At 56.5% G+C, this 16,665-nt stretch carries 19 protein-coding genes and 2 pseudogenes; 7 read left to right on the top strand and 14 right to left on the bottom strand.

Features of this window, described 5'->3' with window-relative positions:
- The first annotated feature begins 70 nt into the window (after positions 1 to 70).
- Positions 71 to 685, top strand: a complete 615-nt coding sequence (gene ruvA / locus ACVWXF_RS10360; RefSeq protein WP_457467139.1) for a Holliday junction branch migration protein RuvA — start codon at positions 71 to 73, stop codon at positions 683 to 685.
- Entirely contained in the window at positions 682 to 1,290 is a 609-nt protein-coding gene (gene nadD / locus ACVWXF_RS10355) for a nicotinate-nucleotide adenylyltransferase (RefSeq protein WP_457385355.1), read from the top strand. The genes ruvA and nadD overlap by 4 nt, the downstream gene beginning before the upstream one ends.
- Positions 1,291 to 1,476: 186 nt before the next feature.
- On the opposite strand, the gene psaC is transcribed toward nadD, so the two are convergent.
- Positions 1,477 to 1,725 carry a photosystem I iron-sulfur center protein PsaC gene (gene psaC, locus ACVWXF_RS10350; RefSeq protein WP_011432199.1) on the bottom strand — a complete coding sequence of 83 codons (249 nt, stop codon included), beginning with the start codon at positions 1,723 to 1,725 and terminating at the stop codon, positions 1,477 to 1,479.
- 237 nt (positions 1,726 to 1,962) lie between these two features.
- Between psaC and ACVWXF_RS10345 the strand changes: the two genes are divergently transcribed.
- Positions 1,963 to 2,331 carry a hypothetical protein gene (locus tag ACVWXF_RS10345; RefSeq protein WP_457388322.1) on the top strand — a complete coding sequence of 123 codons (369 nt, stop codon included), beginning with the start codon at positions 1,963 to 1,965 and terminating at the stop codon, positions 2,329 to 2,331.
- A 26-nt stretch (positions 2,332 to 2,357) separates the two neighbouring features.
- Here the strand turns inward: ACVWXF_RS10345 and ACVWXF_RS10340 are convergent, their stop codons facing one another.
- From ACVWXF_RS10340 to ACVWXF_RS10310, 7 genes are all read right to left on the bottom strand, one after another.
- Positions 2,358 to 2,720: a DUF3493 domain-containing protein gene (locus tag ACVWXF_RS10340; protein ID WP_457474336.1), complete on the bottom strand. Its 363-nt coding sequence runs from the start codon at positions 2,718 to 2,720 to the stop codon at positions 2,358 to 2,360.
- Positions 2,721 to 2,723: 3 nt separating this feature from the next.
- Entirely contained in the window at positions 2,724 to 3,365 is a 642-nt protein-coding gene (locus tag ACVWXF_RS10335) for a hypothetical protein (protein WP_011432202.1), read from the bottom strand.
- Positions 3,366 to 3,490: 125 nt separating this feature from the next.
- Entirely contained in the window at positions 3,491 to 4,792 is a 1,302-nt protein-coding gene (locus ACVWXF_RS10330) for a gamma-glutamyl phosphate reductase (RefSeq protein ID WP_457474335.1), read from the bottom strand.
- Between the two features lie 137 nt (positions 4,793 to 4,929).
- The gene (locus ACVWXF_RS10325) at positions 4,930 to 5,382 is read right to left on the bottom strand and encodes a hypothetical protein (protein WP_414374957.1); all 453 of its coding nucleotides are present in this window, start codon (positions 5,380 to 5,382) and stop codon (positions 4,930 to 4,932) included.
- Between the two features lie 57 nt (positions 5,383 to 5,439).
- Complete coding sequence (locus ACVWXF_RS10320) at positions 5,440 to 6,525, bottom strand: hypothetical protein (protein WP_457474334.1); 1,086 nt, start codon at positions 6,523 to 6,525, stop codon at positions 5,440 to 5,442.
- Positions 6,526 to 6,777: 252 nt separating this feature from the next.
- Positions 6,778 to 8,067: a hypothetical protein gene (locus ACVWXF_RS10315; RefSeq protein ID WP_457396121.1), complete on the bottom strand. Its 1,290-nt coding sequence runs from the start codon at positions 8,065 to 8,067 to the stop codon at positions 6,778 to 6,780.
- Positions 8,064 to 9,503 carry an NAD(P)/FAD-dependent oxidoreductase gene (locus tag ACVWXF_RS10310; RefSeq protein ID WP_457474333.1) on the bottom strand — a complete coding sequence of 480 codons (1,440 nt, stop codon included), beginning with the start codon at positions 9,501 to 9,503 and terminating at the stop codon, positions 8,064 to 8,066. The genes ACVWXF_RS10315 and ACVWXF_RS10310 overlap by 4 nt, the downstream gene beginning before the upstream one ends.
- A gap of 141 nt (positions 9,504 to 9,644) precedes the next feature.
- Between ACVWXF_RS10310 and gshA the strand changes: the two genes are divergently transcribed.
- Positions 9,645 to 10,799 (top strand): glutamate--cysteine ligase, encoded by a 1,155-nt coding sequence (gene gshA, locus ACVWXF_RS10305; RefSeq protein ID WP_457385363.1) that lies wholly within the window; start codon positions 9,645 to 9,647, stop codon positions 10,797 to 10,799.
- Between the two features lie 497 nt (positions 10,800 to 11,296).
- Here gshA and ACVWXF_RS10300 read toward each other — a convergent pair whose 3' ends face one another.
- On the bottom strand, positions 11,297 to 12,043 hold the full coding sequence (locus ACVWXF_RS10300) for a TVP38/TMEM64 family protein (RefSeq protein ID WP_457474332.1): 747 nt from the start codon (positions 12,041 to 12,043) through the stop codon (positions 11,297 to 11,299).
- 80 nt (positions 12,044 to 12,123) lie between these two features.
- On the bottom strand, positions 12,124 to 12,474 hold the full coding sequence (locus ACVWXF_RS10295) for a phenylpyruvate tautomerase MIF-related protein (RefSeq protein ID WP_414344080.1): 351 nt from the start codon (positions 12,472 to 12,474) through the stop codon (positions 12,124 to 12,126).
- A 180-nt stretch (positions 12,475 to 12,654) separates the two neighbouring features.
- On the opposite strand from ACVWXF_RS10295, the gene ACVWXF_RS10290 reads away from it, so the two are divergent.
- The gene (locus tag ACVWXF_RS10290) at positions 12,655 to 13,038 is read left to right on the top strand and encodes a RidA family protein (protein ID WP_011432209.1); all 384 of its coding nucleotides are present in this window, start codon (positions 12,655 to 12,657) and stop codon (positions 13,036 to 13,038) included.
- Positions 13,039 to 13,055: 17 nt separating this feature from the next.
- Here ACVWXF_RS10290 and yidD read toward each other — a convergent pair whose 3' ends face one another.
- Entirely contained in the window at positions 13,056 to 13,325 is a 270-nt protein-coding gene (gene yidD, locus ACVWXF_RS10285) for a membrane protein insertion efficiency factor YidD (protein WP_414344078.1), read from the bottom strand.
- A gap of 231 nt (positions 13,326 to 13,556) precedes the next feature.
- On the opposite strand from yidD, the gene ACVWXF_RS10280 reads away from it, so the two are divergent.
- Both ACVWXF_RS10280 and ACVWXF_RS10275 read left to right on the top strand, forming a co-directional pair.
- Positions 13,557 to 14,873: an MFS transporter gene (locus ACVWXF_RS10280; RefSeq protein ID WP_457474331.1), complete on the top strand. Its 1,317-nt coding sequence runs from the start codon at positions 13,557 to 13,559 to the stop codon at positions 14,871 to 14,873.
- A 134-nt stretch (positions 14,874 to 15,007) separates the two neighbouring features.
- On the top strand, positions 15,008 to 15,874 hold the full coding sequence (locus ACVWXF_RS10275) for a SpoIID/LytB domain-containing protein (RefSeq protein ID WP_457474330.1): 867 nt from the start codon (positions 15,008 to 15,010) through the stop codon (positions 15,872 to 15,874).
- 36 nt (positions 15,875 to 15,910) lie between these two features.
- Here ACVWXF_RS10275 and ACVWXF_RS10270 read toward each other — a convergent pair.
- The 3 genes and pseudogenes from ACVWXF_RS10270 to ACVWXF_RS10260 form a co-directional block, all read right to left on the bottom strand.
- Positions 15,911 to 16,127 (bottom strand): annotated as a pseudogene (locus ACVWXF_RS10270) (hypothetical protein); the annotation flags it as partial.
- Between the two features lie 15 nt (positions 16,128 to 16,142).
- The gene (locus ACVWXF_RS10265; protein WP_457474329.1) at positions 16,143 to 16,394 is read right to left on the bottom strand and encodes a hypothetical protein; all 252 of its coding nucleotides are present in this window, start codon (positions 16,392 to 16,394) and stop codon (positions 16,143 to 16,145) included.
- A gap of 99 nt (positions 16,395 to 16,493) precedes the next feature.
- Positions 16,494 to 16,665 (bottom strand): annotated as a pseudogene (locus ACVWXF_RS10260) (IS5-like element ISSoc13 family transposase); the annotation flags it as partial.

Genomic DNA, 16,665 nt, shown 5'->3' with positions numbered 1-16,665 from the left:
TTTAGATTGCTTGGCCGACTTTGGAGCTCCAGTCGAGCAGAGCATCCCAAACCCAGATTAAACTCGCAGCATGATCGCGTTTTTAAGCGGCCACCTTGTGGCCATCGAATGGGGAGAGCGCAGCAGCCTCACCGTTGAGGTGCAGGGGATCGGCTATCGCGTCAAGGCCCCAGGACGTTTTCTCAAGCAACTGCCTGCAGTGGGGGAGCCCGTCCGGGTGTTCACCCATTTGGTGGTGCGAGAGACTGAGCTGGTGTTGTACGGGTTTGGCTCGCCAGCTGAGCGGGACTTGTTTGTGGAACTCATCAAAGTCTCGGGGGTGGGGCCGGCTTTGGGCTTGGCCCTGCTGAATACCTTCGGCCTGCCGGAGCTGGTGCAGGCGGTGGTGACCGAAAACGTGCGCCTGCTCTCCCTCACGCCGGGGGTAGGCCATAAAACGGCCCAACGGCTGGCCCTGGAGCTGAAAACCAAGCTGGCCCACTGGCGACAGGGGGTGGGAGTTGCGGATCAACCCTTGGCCGGAGGGCCGCCCATGCCCATCCGAGAAGAGGTGGAAATGGCCTTACTGGCCCTGGGCTACAGCACTCAGGAAATTCAGGCTGCCCTGCAAGCTCTGCCCACTCACCCCCGCCCAACGGAAGACTGGCTGCGGGATGCCATCACCTACCTGAGCCAGCAGCCATGAAGCACCGCCGCATTGCCATTCTGGGTGGAACCTTCAACCCTGTGCACCATGGCCACTTGATCATGGCAGAACAAGCTCTTTGGCAGTTTGACCTGGATCAGGTGCTGTGGATGCCCGCCGGGGATCCCCCCCACAAGCCTCTGGCCCCTGGCGCCAGCAAAGCCGACCGCTTGGCGATGGTCAAGCTGGCCATTGCCGACCACGAGCGCTTCGCCTGCTCAGAGCTGGAGATCCGCCGTCCGGGGCGCTCCTACACCATCGAGACACTGCGCACCCTCATCCAGGAGCAACCCAATACCCAGTGGTACTGGATCATCGGCGTGGATGCTCTGCGGGACCTGCCCCAGTGGTATCAAGCGGAAGAACTGGCCCGCCTCTGCCATTGGATTGTTGCCCCACGGGTGGATGCCGGCGATGCCGCCCAGGTGCTGCAGGCGGTGGCCGCAAAGCTGCCCATCCAAGCCCAAATCCTGGAAGCCCCTACCCTGACGCTCTCTTCCACCTACCTGCGACAGCAAATCCAAAAGGGAGGGTCTATCCGCTACCTGGTGCCCCCTGCTGTGGAGCACTATATCCGTCAGCACCGCCTCTATCTGCAGCCCTAAAGGAAAAAAGGGGGCGGATCCCCCCTCTAGAGTCACCAAACAGCTTAAGACCTGCCATACGCCACAGCCTCTCCCCGGAAGAGGGAAAGGCTGGAACTGGGTTGGGAAGTAAACTGCTTTTCTGGTACTCTGGAATACTTGTGCTCTGTGGGCAGTTGAGAGTGGGGTTGCGGCCAGGTGCCCCCATCAGTAGGCTAAGCCCATGCTGCGGGTGGTTTCGGGGCCAAGGTAGACTCGGATGCTCAGAAAATCGGTGGGACAAGCGGTTTCACAGCGTTTGCAGCCAACGCAGTCTTCGGTGCGGGGAGCGGCAGCGATCATGCCAGCCTTGTTGTTCCCCTTCCAGGGCACCATCTCCAACACGTCGGTGGGACAAGCCCGCACACACTGAGTGCAGCCGATGCAGGTGTCGTAGATCTTGACCGAGTGAGCCATTAGCGTTCTCCAGTCGAGCAGGTTGAAACGTTAAAAAGAGGTTTACCGAATCCGCAGGGCAGCAGCATCGCTGCGCAAGTGCCCTCAGTGTACAGTAGTCCTGGGAAGCCTCCAAAATCTCCGATCCAAATGTTCAAACAAATTTACATCCGGTGGGGTCGTCCTCTGAGCTGATGGGAAGGTTGCTAGGGTTGGGCTAGGATCGGCCTGAAGATCACAGGACAAGGGATCCTGAACATGGGGCGTTCGGTGCAAGATTGGCGAAGGCAAACTCAGGGCAATCTGCGTCGTCTGGGGCCAATTTTGCTGGAGATCTTCGAGGAAAACGTCCCTCGCCTACGCCGCTGGGATCAGCAGCTCACCGATTGGGTGCGCAGCCGCCGCTGGGGGGTGGATCCGTCTCTGCCCAAGGTGGCTATCTATGTCCTGGGCGCAGTGGTGATCCTGGCGATCCCACTTCTCACGTTTGTGGCTTTGGGGGCCTTTCTGACCTTTCTGGGTGTCCAAATTGTCCAAAAGTGGTCACAAGGGGATCCCGCTCGCCAAACTCAGCGCCGCTATCTGCGCAGTGCTGACGCGGATGATGATGACTTTGATCTGGATTGAGAAAGGGGCTGCGGGGAATGGGCGGGCTAACTGTCCGCCGACCGTTGGGGCTCCTGGGAGTCTTGCTGCATGCCCAAGCGTTGTTTGACCTGTCTGATCACCTTCTGGTGAGAGCGGTTTTCCAGCCTGTTCAGGCCGATGGCGCCGGCCAGGATCCCCAACTGCAAGGCCAAGCTGGGCAAGGTGGTGTTCAAGTCCCGTCCCGCCAGGGCTCGAAAGAAAAACACAAGCGCCCCGATGGTAGCCGAGAACCCCACCGCCAAGTAGATGAAGCGCCGCAAGCTGCGGTAGGGAGCGGCCAGCTCCGTCAACAGCCTCACCTGCTCTGCTGAAGAGGGATCCCGGCGTTGCGACAGGGGCGATCTTGGCTTGGGATCGGAGTCTGCCATTGGCTACACCTCCTCAGGCAACAAGAGGGGCTCCCGACCGGAAACCCCCGCCAAAACGGCTTCGGCAGCGCGGCAGGCGGCCAGAATATCTCGCTCTTCCCCTCCCAAGTACACGCGGCCAAAGCTACCGAAAGGCATCACTTCTAGGATGTTGATCTGGGCAGATTTTTCTGCCTCGTTGGCAGCCAGGGGGGCATAGCCTGCCGGTTGCACCTCCAGGATGTAGAGGGTTTGGCCAGCCAGGAGCATTTGGCCACGGCGGGAACGGTTAATCAACTGGGTTTGGTGGGGATCGATGTTGCGGATGATCTGGCTGGAGATGATGCGGGGCTTGAGGCGCTCCTGTTCACTCACCCCTAAGGCAGCCAGAATCGCCCGTCCGGCGGTGCGGGTATCCCCTTGGTTGCTGGAGTGTACTTCCAGAAGGCCGTAGAGGCGTTCCACCACCTGCAGCCCCGGCCTCACCGAGGTGGCCTTCAGGGCAATATCCATAACGCGGTTGATCTCGATGCCGGGGGAAATCTCGACCCACAAAGAAGTGTCCCCAGGCAGGGGCAAAAAGCCATAGGCTACTGTGCCCAGATAAGCAGCATACTGGGGTTGCAGCCGATCCAAAAACACGTAACTGCGAAGGTCGATCCCCAAAAAAGTCCTCCCTTTGGGCTCGGTTGGATGGTGAGCTGATGTCGATCTATTCTTTACTATTCTTATTCTTCTCCAGCCTCATCGCAGCTCTTGGGTCCTTGGGCGGGCCGACCAACCTTCCAGCTCTACAGGTCACCCTGAGCCACCACCTTCACCGTTGTCAGGGCTTCCACGTCGATGGGCCCGCGCACGTGCAGCCGCTGGGTAGAAATGCCCAAAGACAGGTCGCGAAACGCTCCCAACGTGGGGATCCCAGCTCCCCGGCCTGCCGAGAGGGGGGAAGTGTTGATGTGGATCAGGGCGGCATCTACTTCCTGGAGAAAGCGCTGGGCCGCCGATTGGCTATCGGTGAGGATCGTCTCCGATTGACGGCAACCATTTTTGTTAATCCAGGCGATCGCCTCCGTCAGGTCGGCAATGGGCTGCAGGCGCAGATGAGGTCGTTCCGTCGAGTCAAAGCCTTGCCCAAGCGGCTGGAGCTGCGGGAACTGTTCCAGAATGGAGGTGGCTGCCTGGATATCGATCCCGTGACCCAGCAAGTCCTCAATCAAGGCGGTCAGATGGTTGGTGGCCCAATCGGTGTGGATCAGCAGCCAGAGGGTGAGAGGCTGATAGATGGGGATCCCTTCTGAGCCGTACTGGGCGAGGGGATCCAACAAAGCCGATTTGACCAAGGGCCAAGGGGCAGTGCGATCCAGATAGATGTGGCCGTAGCCCAAATGGGTAGCCAGAGTCGGCACTTTGCTGGCCTGCAACAGGAACTCCACCCAGCCGGGGCGACCGCAGGGAATCACCAGGTCGAGGTAGCGGGTTTGCTGTAACAACGGCAACAGTGGGGAATCTGCTTGGGGATCCGCCGTTTGGTCTTGGGCGGGCAAGGTTTGAATGGCTCCTTCCGGGATCCCGTGCTCATAAGCCGTCTCTGCCAACAGGTTGACCATAGCCTGGTGAGTTTTCTGGATGGGACCGCTGCTGGCCAAAATCACGCCATTTCCTGTTTTTAGGCACATGCCAATGCCATTTAAGGCAAACTCGGGGTAGATTTCGTAGACCAGAGCAATCAACCCCAACGGGACGCGGTAGCGGCCAATAAACAGGCCATTCTCCTGGCGGTGCCCTTTCTCCAGCTTGCCAATGGGATCCGGCTGCTGGGCCAGGAGAGTCAGCAACTGGGCGGATCGCTGTAGACGCTCGGGGGTGAGCTTCAGGCCGTTGAGGATCCACTCCGGTACGGTTTGCTCGCGGCAACTTTCCAGGTCGAGGGTATTGGCTTCCAGGAGCAGATCGGAGCGCTCCAACAAACACCGCGAGAGAGCCAGCAGGGCCTGGCGCTTGGTTTGGCTGCTCAACCGCTGCATCTGCGGTAGTAAGCGGCGTACCTGTCGCAGAGTGGTACCTAAGTCAAAGTCTGAACCGAAATCTGTCACTTGAACTTCTCCCGCCTAGCCCATTAGAGACAGACCCGCTGCGTTCTCCAGACCACTGCTAACAAGAAATGGTTGGATCCACAAGTGCTGGGGCTGCCAATTCTGGAGACCAGTCGCTGGAGAAAATCTCACTCACCTCAGGGCCGCCGCAGCAGCAGGATCGCGGTTACCATCAACAGCGTCAACAACAAGCCGAGAATCATGAACCAACTGAGCAACTGGGTTTGGTTTGGGAAGAGCACTGCGCCGATGAACCCAACCGCCAAGACAATGCCCAAGCTGAGGGTGAGGCCCAAGAGCGCGGATCCCTGTAGGGTGTTTTCCCGCCGCAACACCCATTGGTAGCCGTTCCAGAACCACATTTTGCGGTAGGGATAGGAAACGGCCAGTTGCTCGATGTACAGGCGGTCGGGGGTGATGGCAAAAATATGCTGGCAACGGCTACACCCGAAGGCTTCGGTTAGGGTGATCAGGCGCAACTGACCTTGGTGGCAGCACGGGCAGGGGTAAATTTTGGTGGGCTCAAGGGTCTGAGCGACACGCGAGGCTGATTTTTGACGGGGAGACTTGCGGGGAGAAGAGAACGCCACAGCTCTCAGCCGGTGAGAAGTTGGGATCCCTCACATCCTATCTTCAGGAAAGCGGAGTCAAGCCACCCAGAGATGGTGGACGTAGCGCCAGGTGAGGATTTGGTTGAGGGCGAGGAAGATCAAAGCTAGAAGCCCGTAGCCCAGCTTCAGGATAGTGCCAAGATAGCCAAGCACCCTTTGGGGGATGAAGCTGAAATCGGTGTGTTTGGCCCAATGTACCAACGCCAACACCTGCAGGATGTGAACCGGCAGACAATAGCGGCTCATGCTTCGCTGGCCCAAGGGGCTCGTACCCGTCAGGGCAATGTAAAACATGGCCCAAGCAGCCAGATGAAATCCCAGCCGCTCCCGCCAACACTGGCTTCTACCTGCCATAACTCCTGCCGCATCCATTAAACCTGTAACAAGCAGGGATCCCAGGGTGGCAGACACAAACAGTTGGCTAAGAGCGTCAGCCCACAGCCCAGGGTCTTTCATCGGTGCAGAAAGAGAGAGTAAGCTTTGCCAGCGTTCGGCGGAAAGGACATATGTGCGAGCTTGGAAAATAGCTTGATAATTGGCTTTCACGCCGGTAAAGTAACGCTGCATTTCCAGGTAGAGATCCCAGCGTCCGAAGCGGAGCTGACAGTAGAGAAAAAAGCCCAGGCCACCCAACAGAGCCAAGCTCGCTGCCATACTCGTCCAAAACCAACGGCGGGCTTGGGTTCTCTCCCCCGCTTTCAGGAGATTCAAAAAAGGGAGCAGCGCCACCGGCAAGCCGACAATCCGAGTAGCACTCATCACCAAGCCGTGGATCCCAGCCAGGAGCATCAGCAGGGGACGGCCCCCGTGAATTGACCAGTAGAGAAAACCCAGTAGGCTGGCCATAAACAAAGATTCGCTGTAGCCCACGACCAGGTAAAAGCTGGTGGGATAAAAGAAGATGAGCAAACTGGCCAAAATTTGCCAGAGGGGGGGAATTTGCCACCTGCGGTAAAACAGGAAAAGGTAAACCCACATCAGCCAGCAAAAGAGCTGGGCAGTTAGGTAAAGCCCCAGTTCAGGGTCAACTCCCACAAGGTGACTGATTGCGGCCACTGCCAGGGGATAGCCGGGGAAAAAAGCCACGTTGCTCTGCTCATAGGCAATCTTATCAAAGCTCACAAACTGGTACCCTCGCCGCACAATGCTGAGATACCAATAGCTATCCCGCTGACTCAGAGCCGCGAAAGCAGAAGCATAGTCACCGCGTTTTGTCCAGAGGTATATCGTTAGCACTTGCAGGATAGTAAGCGCTAAGCCTAGCAAAGCAATCCGAACAGAGAAGCAACCTAAAAGTTTGCGGATCTGCTGCAACAGATGGCTGAGGCGAAGACTCATCGGCACATTGCTCTTTCTCTCGTCAAGACGGCTCCGTCAAGCCACCCAAAGATGTTGGACGTAGCGCCAGGTGAGGATTTGGTTGAGGGCAAAAAAGATGAAAGCCAAAAGACAATACCCCAGCTTCAGGGCACTGCCAAGATATCGCCAAGCCCGTTGGGGGATGAAGCTGAAATCGGTGTGTTTGGCCCAATGCAGCCAGGCCAGCACCTGCACGATGTAAACCGGCAGGCAATAGCGAACCATACTTCGCTGGCCCACCACACTCATTCCTGCTAAGGCAATGTAAAACATCACCCAAGCAGCCAAATGAAACCCCAGCCGCTCCTGCCAGCGCCGACTTTTGCCGGCTGTGGAGCTGATCCCATCTATCAAACCGGTCACCAGTAGGGATCCCAAGGTGAGAGGAACAAACACTTGACTGAGGGAAATTGCCCATATCCCAGCTTCCAAAGCTTCAGAAAAGGAAAACAGGGATCGCCAATGACCAATAGAAAAGAGAGGAGTATAGGTGTGCGCTTGAACAATGGCCAGGTAATTGACAGAGCTGGGGCCAAAGTAGGACTGCATTTCCATGTAGAGATCCCAGCGTCCAAAGCGAAGCTGACAGTAGAGAAAAAAGCCCAGCCCCCCCAGCAAAGCCAGGCTCACTGTCGCCACTGTCCAAAGCCAACGTCGGGATCCTGACCAGAGATTGAGAAGTGGAATCAAGGCTACCGGCAAACCCACAATGCGGGTGGCGCTCATTGCCAAGCCGTGGATCCCGGCCAGGAGCATCAGCAGGGGACGATCCCAATGAATTGACCAGTAGAGAAAACCCAACAAGCTAGCTGTAAACAAAGACTCGCTGTAGCCCACACACAGATAAAAGCTGGTGGGATAAACCAGGATGAGCAAACTTGCCAAAGCCTGCCAGAGCGGGGGAATTTGCCACTTGCAGTAGAACAGGAAAAGGTAAACCCACATCAGCCAGCAAAAGAGCTGGGCGGTGAGGTAAAGCCCTAGTTCAGGGTCAACGCTCAAAAGGCGACTGATTCCAGCCACCGCCAGGGGGTAGCCGGGGAAAAAAGCCACGTTGCTCTGCTCATAGGCAATCTTGTCAAAGCCCACAAACTGATACCCCTGCCGCACGATGCCGAGATACCAATGGCTATCCCACTGAATTAGGCCCTTGAAGATGGAAACATAATTGCTCTCCTCACTCCAGAGGGAGATCATGAAGATCTGCAGCACCGTCAAGGCCAAGCTGGGCAACAAGACTCGCCCTAAAAAAGGGCCAAGATGCTGCCGACCTCGCTGCAACAGATGACTGAGAGGCAAGCTCATCGCTGAACTGTTAAGGGTGAAGATGTCACTTTGATTTCTTCTTGGTAATCGTCATCGGAGTTCACCTGCCAGAGATTGTGACTACCGGGTTGGAGAATGTTTTCAGCCGCCAGTAGGCCCATCAGTAAACTGTGATCTTGGTTGTTGTATTTAAATGAGCCGTAGCGGCCCACCACTTGCAGATTTTCAAACTGGCTGAGATACTCCTGCAAAATAGCCAAATCTTCTTTATAGCTACCGGCATAGATAGGGTAGGTGCGAGGTAGGCGTACCACAAAACCGCTACAGATCTTCTGCTCTTGCAGCAAGCCAATGTGACGCAGCTCTTTCTCAGCCAAAGCCAGCAATTCCTTTTCGTCGGCTTGCCACAGCGGATCCCCAAAGTTGCACCAATACTCACAGCACAAAGGGGTTTGTTCCCAGTTGGGCAGCATAGCCGGAGACCAATTGGCGAAGTTGGTCACCCGCCCCAAAGCCACCGTCGAGTCGTTGATGTACAGCCAGTTATCGGGGAAAAGCTGGGATCCCTGCACAATTAGGTAAACCAAAACCGTGTTGCGAAACCTAAGATTCCGGGCTGCCTGCAACACCTTTGGGGGTGGTAATTCCTGCAGACTTTGCACCAACACCGTTAGAGGAATCGAAGAAATGACGTGAGAGGCAGGAACCCAAGTCTCTTGCTGAGTCTGAAGGTTGCGCAATTGCAGTTCGGCAATTTGGGATCCCTCGTGCCTAAGGGCGACTACCTCTGTATTGAGCAAGACTTTCTGTCCTTCGGCAAGCAAATACTCCTGCATTTTTTCATAGAGCTGCCCGGATCCCAGGCGAGGAAACTGAAACTGATCGATCAGGGATTTCACCGAACCTCGATTCCACCCCAATGCCTTTTGGATGGCTCGCCCAAGGCTGAGACCTTTGATGCGCTGAGCGGCCCAATCGGCACTGATCTCGGTACAAGGGATCCCCCAAAGCTTTTCCGTATATCCTTCAAAGAACATTTGAAAAAGCCGAGTACCGAACTTGCCCTTAACCCAGTCGGCAAAGTTCTGGGGAGCCGGCTGTGGGATTAATTGTGCCCAAAGGTAGGAAAGGACAATGCGAAGACTTTCCCACCAGCCCACTTTCCGTAGAACTTCCCAAGCTTGAATGGGGTACTGAAAATACTTCTTGCGGTAGTAGATGCGGGTAAGCCGCCGAACCGTTACCTGTTCGGATCCCAAAACGTGGTTCCACAGCTCCAGCACGGGCGGAATCTTGGTAAAAAAGCGGTGCGGGCCGTAGTCCAGAATAAACCCTTGGTAGTGGATGCTTTTGGCCAGGCCCCCAACTCTCTCTTCCCGTTCCACCACCACCGCGGGAAAACCGAGCTGGGTTAAGCGGTAGGCAGCCGCCATGCCCGCTGGCCCTGCCCCCAGGATGTAGATGGGATCGCGCACTCTATTCCCTCTCGCAACTACCCCGTGGAGACATTCTAAAGCAGGTCGGGAAAGTCCCCTGCCACCGGACAATTCCCTACAAAGCCCTGGGAAAATGGGCACAGAGGTTAGACTGGTGAGGCTGCGGCTGGAGGCTGGCCTGTGCTGTTAACCAAGGGCTTTGAGGTGGAAATGTACACCGGCACCGCCGCCGGGGAAGTGGTGGGCTTGTCGGATCGCATTTGCCAAGCTTTGCCGGGGTTTGTGCGGGAGCCGGATCGGCGCAACGTGGAGTATATCACCCCCCCTCTCCGCCGCTACGAAGACCTGCTCTGTGCCTTGTTGCGGCCTCGCCTACAGTTGCGGCAATTTTTGCGCCGTCTTGGCCCTTACACCCTTCTGCCAGGGAGCACGCTAGCTTTGGGCGGCAGCGACCACTTCGAGCGGTCGGATCCCGGCAACCCCTACCACGACTACATCGAGCGCACCTATGGCACGCGGGTGGTAACTGCTAGCATTCACATCAATGTCGGCCTGCCGGATACCGAGGCTATCTTCCGGGCTTGCCGACTGTTGCGGGTGGAAGCATCTCTCTACCTGGCCCTGAGCGCTTCCTCTCCTTTTCTGGACGGACGGGTGACGGGATCCCACTCCAGCCGTTGGCAGGTGTTCCCCAAAACGCCGGCTCAGGTGCCCTTCTTCCGGGATCACGCCCACTACATTGCCTGGATCCAGGAGCAGCTAGCCTTGGGCACCATGCAGAATGTGCGCCACCTGTGGGCCTCGGTGCGACCCAACGGCCCGGAGCGGCCCTACCACCTCAACCGCGTGGAGCTGCGCATTTGCGATCTGGTGGGGGATCCGGTGATGGTTCTGGCGATTACCGCCTTGGTGGAAGCCCGTCTCTGGCAGTTGCTGGCCCAGCCGGAAGCGCTGGATCCCTTGCGGGGGCCCTTTACCCCAACAGAGCTGGAGAGCCTTTGCGAAGCCAACGAGCAGGCTGCTGCTCGAGAATCGCTGCAATCTCATTTGGTCGATTGGCGGACAGGCCGGGAACGGGCGGCCCAAGAGTGGATCGAAGAGCTGCTGACCGAAGCTTGGCGTATTGGCCAACCTCAAGGCTTGGGCTGTTTTCTAGCTCCCTTGCAAACCCTGCTCCACCAGGGCAATGAGGCCCAACGCTGGCTGAAGCAAGTCAACCAGGGATCCACACCTGCCCAGGTGTACCAACAGGCCATCCAGGAGCTGGCCGAACAAGACCGAGAGAGCATGACTCTAGTCAATAATAAGCTCAACTATACTGAAAATAATGTATAATATGTTCAGTACGGATTACTACCAGTTGATCTTTCTGTTTACTTTCGAGTCTGCCAACATGGTAGCCAAAGCAAAGCAGAAAATTGGTAGTAAGACGACACGGAAACTGCGCTTTGGGTATTCTACTCAAAGCTTTGCGGGATACCGCCATTCTGTTTGGACTCCGTCCCGCTAACGCGAATGGAAACAAACAGAATGCTATCGCTGCATAGTTGAACAGTGATGTTCAGCAGTGTTCAGCGTAAATGTATCAGGCAGGAAACCCTCTGTCAAGCTGTCGGCTAAGCCTCTGCCCAACGGTGAGCGTTCTCAACCCGGTGCTTTCTACACACTAGCTCGCCGAGCCAACTTATAGTCATTTCAAACTGGATTGAGACACTCCTACTGCTGCCCAAACGCTCCGCGCCGCTTCCGCGACCACCTCCAGTCCTTCTCCCAGAGAGAGAGGAGTTGGGAAGCAATGCAACAGATTTCATTCTTGTTTAAAATGCAATTCCCTAGGCAGGCTCCACCGCTTCTTGTAGGGCTTTGCGGGCAATGCGAGTGACGTAGACGGTAGCGGCTATGGTGGCGATGAGCCCCACGAGGCGAACGACCCATTGGGCGGTTTGAGCCTGAGGATCCAACTCCGCGCCTTCCATGTCGGCCAGGGATCCCGCCAACGAGCCGATGTACACATACATAAAAGTGCCCGGCACGATTCCAGCGGTGCCCAGCAAGTTATCCAGAAAAGAAATTTGGGTCAGCCCCAGGGCGTAGTTGAGCACATTGAAGGGAAACGCAGGCGACAGCCGAATCAGGCCGACTATTTTCCATCCCTCACGTCCCAACGCTCGATCGATGGCCGCAAACTTGGCATTTCCCTCAATCCATTTCGCCACCTGTTCCCGCGCCAAGTAGCGCCCGATTAAAAAAGCCAAGTTGGCTCCAATGGTTGCCCCGATTAGCACGTACACAGTTCCGGCCAGCAACCCGAACACGGCCCCTGCCCCCAAGGTCAGCACCGAGGCTGGTAGAAGCAGCACCGTCGCTACAATGTAAATGGCAATGAAGAGGATTGGCCCCAGCAACCCCAAGCTTTCAATCCAAGCCAGAGCTTCGGCGAGCCAGTCTTGAATAACTCCAAAAAATCCCAATCGATGGGCTGCCCAAAAGATAAAAATGGCCAAGCCCAAGCCGGTAGCAAGCTTAAGCAAAATCCGCTGCTTTTGGGGATTTGTGTTGAGTTGAGGTAGCTCTTCCATTGGCTAAACTCCTACAAAGTTCTTGTGAGGCGAGCTAGGGCAAGCCAGAGTAGACAGCTCTTGGAGTGGGGGAGGTATCTTTACCCGAAAGTCGTGCCGTTCCATCCCCAAAGATAGCCTTTGGCATCGCTGAACTCAATGTAAATCCTCTTCTTGGGGATCCCCAATCGGGCCTCGATGGTGCCACAAAAAAACTCGCTCATGGCCCGGGTTTGTTGGGCGGAAAATTGCCCGATACTCTTGATTTCCACGTAGCAACAGGGATCCCCACTGCCGGCAAAGGTCATCGGGATCCCACCTTCAAAGGCAGTCATCACGTAGGCTTCCGACTTGCCCAACTGTTCCGATAGAGCAGCAGACAGCACCTTGAGCAGTTCCTCTACTGCGGCGATTTCTGGTTGCACAGACGTTTGCAGCTTGATCAAAGGCATGGATCCCTCTCCCTATCAACTTCATCTTGAAATTCATCTTGGCATTCTCAGCCCCGCTCTTCGGCAATCCACCTGTGGTAGCGTAGCGACAGAGTTGGGCAAACCTCTATGGAGCAGACGAAGCCGGCCAAGCCAGAGATCGGCCACCAGCAGGGCCAAATCGGGCCAGGCCCTTGTGCTGTGCAAACTGAGGCTGCCCCTGCTCCTGTCGGCCCTTACAGCCAGGGCGTTACTGCTCTGGGGCCGTTTCTGTTCACCGCCGGACAGGTGGGCCTGGATCCCAAAACCGGCAAACTGGTGGGGGAGGACATTGTTTCTCAAACTCGGCAGGCGTTGCTGAACGTGCAGGCAGTGCTGGAAGCGGGGGGCACCACTCTCGCCAATGTGGTGAAGACAACGGTTTTCCTGGCCGATATGGAGGACTTTGCGGCCATGAACGAGGTTTATCGAGAGTTTTTTGCCACCGATCCGGCTCCGGCCCGCTCTTGCGTGCAGGTGGCTCGCCTGCCCCTCAATGCCCGAGTAGAAATCGAGGTTGTGGCCTGCTACCCACAATCGACCTAAATGTCTCCTGAGTCCGGCTAGCGGAATGGTTTCTGGGTCGGCGCGGATCCCGGCAAATCGGGAACTGGATCGTAGCCCCCTGGGTGCCAGGGATGACAGCGACAGAGGCGACGGAGCCCCAGCCAACCCCCACGTAGGGCACCGTAGCGCCGCACCGCTTCCAAGGTGTACTGGGAGCAGGTGGGGTAGTAGCGACAAGCAGGCGGCAGCCAAGGAGAAATACCCACCTGGTAACCCCGGATCAGGGCAATCAAGCTGCGAGTGAGGGGATCCGATCGTTCAGGCATGGGTCGGAGTCCAAAAAGCGCATCTCTAGGTAACTTGAGGTTAGCTGTTATCCCAGACTGGAGGCGCCTGCAAAGGCGAGCAGGGCCGGTTCCCAGCCCCAGACCATACGGTTACAATCAGAAAGGTTAGCACCTAAATATTTCGGGCTGAGGGATCCGGCGAAGGTGGGCTTATCCTAGGGCGCGGTTCTGGGAGAACGCTTTGAGTTCCATTTTGCATAAGGAGTTGGCGTGAGGGTATTCGGGCAGCTGCAGCCGGCACAGCGGCGCAACTTGGGCATTTTGTTTGTGGCTGGGCTGCTCTTTTGGGCCAGTTTATCCTCGCTGCTGCCCACGTTGCCTCTCTACGTCAGAGATGCCGGTGGCACCAGCCAGCAAGTGGGCTGGGTAATGGGGGCCTTTTCGATTGGGTTGCTGGCCTTTCGCCCTGCGTTGGGTCGCCTGGCGGATGGCCACAGCCGGCAGATCGTGCTGCTTATCGGCATGGGGGTGGTGGGGATGGCCCCCATAGGATACTGGCTCTCCGATTGGATCCCATGGGTAGCGCTGGTGCGAGCCTTTCATGGGGTTAGCATCGCCGCTTTTGCCACGGCCTATGTGACTTTGGTGGTGGATTTTGCCCCAGAAGAAAAACGGGGTGAGATCCTGGGCTACATGAGTTTGGTCAATCCGATCGGCGCAGCCATTGGCCCTGCTTTGGGCGGCTTTTTGCAGGAGTTTGCCGGCTATGGCCCTTCGTTTCTCTTCTCTGCTCTGCTGGGGTTGGTGGGCTTTCTTTGTACCCAACTGGTTCGAGAACAGCGGCGTGAGCATTGGGGATCCCTGCCGATGGATGGGGCCTTCTGGAGCTTTCTGGGCAGCCCGAAGGTGCGCTCCCTCGCTTGGGTGATGTTTTTGGTGGGGTTGGCCTTCGGCACCCAGACCACCTTTGTGGCCTTGTTAATCCAAGAAGCCGGAGCTCCCCTGAATCCAGGTCTTTTTTATACGGCAGTGGCCTTTGCCAGCTTTGGAGTGCGCCTGCTCACCGGTCGCGCTTCCGATCGCTATGGGCGGGGGCCATTTATCTCCCTCAGCTTGGCCACCTATGCCTTGGCAATGGGGATCCTGATTGTTGCCAACAGCACCGGCGCTTTTCTGGCTGCTGGGGTCGCGGTAGGCTGCGGTTTTGGGACTTTGATCCCTCTCATCTCTGCCCTCGTGGCCGATCGCTCGGAGCCGGCGGAGCGGGGTCGCCTGTTTAGCTTGGTGATGTGCGGGTTTGATTTGGGCATTGGCCTGGCGGGGCCCCTTTTGGGCACCTTAGCAGCGGGATCCGGCTATCGAGCCATGTTTGGCTATGCGGCTCTTCTTTCCCTGGCTTCCTTGGGTTCTTTTCTCTTCTTCTCCAATGGGCGACCGGGGGACTCGCTGCGCTTTGCCTTGGGCCTGGGGCCGGATAGCTCTTCGGTCCATCTAGAGGGCGGCCGCAATCGGCTTGGGTCGCAAGAACCCGACCCTCTGGAGCCGCCGGATCGGCCCGCTCCGCTGGAAACGGGATCCCGTTCATAGATAGTCTCATATCTCTATCAGATCCCCCCTGCTCCACACCTGATCCACACCTGAATTGAGACTCAAGCCCTCTGCAGTTTCTACAGACAAACCGGCCCATTTCTGGAAACTCGCCCTATCCTAAGTTGGAGTTGGTGTACAAAAAGCAACTCTGGGCACGGGCTATGGAAGCGCGGCATTGGCTGGCCCTGATGGGATCCCTGGTGGTCAGTGCCTTCTGGGGATGGGTGGAGTCTGTCTGGGGGGTGACAGTGCGAGTGCAATTGGCCGATACCACTGCCCCTCTGGTGGTAGGCGTTTCTCTCCCTGCCCAACTGATCAACGGTCGGGGAGAGGTGCTGGCAGATCTGCCCCCTATGCAAGGGTTTTTGGCTCAGCCCAGCCCTCAAGGGGTGCGTCTGCATGGGGTGGTTGACCCGGTGCTGTTCATCGAACCTCAGGAGGGTGGCCTGGTGGCAGTGAATGGCCGCTGGTACTCCGGCAAGGTGCTCTTGACTGGCTACAACATGGTGATGGCCATCAACTACGTGGATCTAGAAGACTATGTGGCCAGTGTGGTGGATGCAGAAATGGGATCCCGGTTCTTCCCAGAAGCCCTGAAGGCGCAAGCGGTGGCAGCCCGCAGCTACGTTCTTTACCATCGCAATTCCCGCGGTTGGTTTGATGTGTTTAGCGATACTCGCTCCCAGGTGTACCGAGGGCTTTCCCAGCGGTCGGCAGCCGCCCTGGAAGCAACACAAGCCACCCGTGGTGTGGTCATGGTGTATGGGGGTCAGTTTGTCAATGCCATGTACAGCGCCAGCAGCGGCGGCCAAACCGTCGGGGTGAGTGGGATCTCTTATTTGATGAGCTTACCGGATGTCAGCCCCTATCCCAAGTTTGGGCATGGCATTGGCATGAGCCAGTGGGGCGCCCAAGAATTGGCCCGCCGAGGCTGGACTTACCGCCAAATTTTGGCCTACTACTACCGAGGGGTCAGCTTTGCTCGTTTGCCAGAGTGAGACCTTCAGTGCCCTGATTTGCTCTGTCTGATACATTTACGCTGAACATTGCTGAACATCACTGTTCAACCATGCAGCGATAGCATTCTGTTTGTTTCCAAACAGAATGGCGGTATCCCGCAAAGCTTTGAGTAGAATACCCAAAGCGCAGTTTCCGTGTCGTCTTACTACCAATTTTCTGCTTTGCTTTGGCTACCATGTTGGCAGACTCGAAAGTAAACAGAAAGATCAACTGGTAGTAATCCGTACTGAACATATTATACATTATTTAGTCATGCTCGTCTGCGTCAACCGAACCGCGGCTTTTGGGCCTGAAAGACCTCTTGGGCTTTGGGATCCCCTCGCTGAGGGCGGCGTTGAACTCCACTTCGGTCATGGTGCTAGAGCCGAGATAGTAGCCCCAACGATACACCAGATCCCCAAGGATGCCGTAGTGTCTCAGGGTTTGCAGATCTTTCATCAGGAGCGCACCGTCACGAACGGATCCCACACCAGAAACCCTGCTCTGCTTTTTCGCCATTCGCATCTTCCCTTACAGCATTTTTGGGCCTGACTTTTAACTTGAAGAAGACCCCGTTTTGTTCCCACCTCAGCTTCAATTTTAGGTTGTGTTGATCTTTCATTTGAGCCAAAAGAGAGCACTGACGAGATAGAGAAAACTCAAGAAGTTCCTGGCCAATTTGTCAAAAGGAGAACATAGATGCCGGTACTGCTTTAACTTATGAAAAAAGCATTCGATTAAATGCCTCTCTTTATACAGATGCTTGTCATAATGCCGCTGCGTCTTTCTA

The organism is Thermostichus sp. MS-CIW-40, assembly GCF_054058315.1.
The sequence above is the reverse complement of the archived record's forward strand: the minus strand, read 5'-3'. Positions and strand labels throughout refer to the sequence as shown.